The organism is Scytonema sp. PCC 10023, assembly GCF_963920835.1.
In the GTDB taxonomy this organism is placed as follows: Bacteria; Cyanobacteriota; Cyanobacteriia; order Cyanobacteriales; family Nostocaceae; genus Kalymmatonema.
On record NZ_CAWUDP010000284.1, the window covers coordinates 1 to 1,537 of the forward strand.

1 protein-coding gene is annotated in these 1,537 nt (G+C 46.6%); it reads left to right on the forward strand.

Annotated features, from left to right (window positions below; all coding sequences use genetic code 11):
* Positions 1 to 1,537, forward strand: a 1,537-nt coding sequence (locus ACM0OZ_RS48730) for a WD40 repeat domain-containing protein (RefSeq protein WP_414590139.1), incomplete at both ends; no start/stop codon positions are given.

Below are 1,537 nucleotides of genomic sequence, written 5' to 3' on the forward strand. Positions count from 1 at the left end.
GGGGGTGAAGATGGCACAGTGCGGTTGTGGTCTAGTAAAGGTCAGCAACTCGCCGTACTCAAAGGTCATCAAGGTGGCGTATTATCAGTAACAATTAGCACAAATAACCAAACAATTGTCAGTGGTGGTTATGATAACACAATGCGGTTGTGGTCTAATAAAGGTCAGCAACTTGCCGTACTCAAAGGTCATCAAGATCGCGTATCTTCAGTAGCAATCAGCACAGACAAGCAAACAATTGTCAGCGGGGGTGAAGATGGCACAGTGCGGTTGTGGTCTAGTAAAGGTCAGCAACTCGCCGAACTCAAAGGTCATCAAGGTTACGTATATTCAGTAGCAATAAGTACAGACGAGCAAACAATTGTCAGTGGTGGTAAAGATGGCACAGTGCGGTTGTGGTCTAGTCAGGGTCAGCAACTCGCCGAACTCAAAGGTCATCAAGGTCGCGTATATTCAGTAGCAATCAGCACAGACAAGCAAACAATTGTCAGTGGTGGTTCAGATGGCACAGTGCGGTTGTGGTCTAGTAAAGGTCAGCCACTCGCCGTACTCAAAGGTCATCGAGGTTCCGTATTTTCAGTAGCAATAAGTACAGACAAGCAAACAATTGTCAGTGGGGATTCTTATGATGGCATAGTGCGGTTGTGGTCTAGTAAAGGTCAGCCACTCGCCGAATTCAAAGGTCATCGAGGTTCCGTATTTTCAGTAGGAATCAGCACAGATAACCAAACAATTGTCAGTGGGGGTGAAGATGGCACAGTGCGGTTGTGGTCTAGTAAAGGTCAGCAACTCGCCGTACTCAAAGGTCATCAAGGTGGCGTATTATCAGTAACAATTAGCACAAATAACCAAACAATTGTCAGTGGTGGTTATGATAACACAATGCGGTTGTGGTCTAATAAAGGTCAGCAACTTGCCGTACTCAAAGGTCATCAAGATCGCGTATCTTCAGTAGCAATCAGCACAGACAAGCAAACAATTGTCAGCGGGGGTGAAGATGGCACAGTGCGGTTGTGGTCTAGTAAAGGTCAGCAACTCGCCGAACTCAAAGGTCATCAAGGTTACGTATATTCAGTAGCAATAAGTACAGACGAGCAAACAATTGTCAGTGGTGGTAAAGATGGCACAGTGCGGTTGTGGTCTAGTCAGGGTCAGCAACTCGCCGAACTCAAAGGTCATCAAGGTCGCGTATATTCAGTAGCAATCAGCACAGACAAGCAAACAATTGTCAGTGGTGGTTCAGATGGCACAGTGCGGTTGTGGTCTAGTAAAGGTCAGCCACTCGCCGTACTCAAAGGTCATCGAGGTTCCGTATTTTCAGTAGCAATAAGTACAGACAAGCAAACAATTGTCAGTGGGGATTCTTATGATGGCATAGTGCGGTTGTGGTCTAGTAAAGGTCAGCCACTCGCCGAATTCAAAGGTCATCGAGGTTCCGTATTTTCAGTAGGAATCAGCACAGATAACCAAACAATTGTCAGTGGGGGTGAAGATGGCACAGTGCGGTTGTGGTCTAGTAAAGGTCAGCAACTCGCCG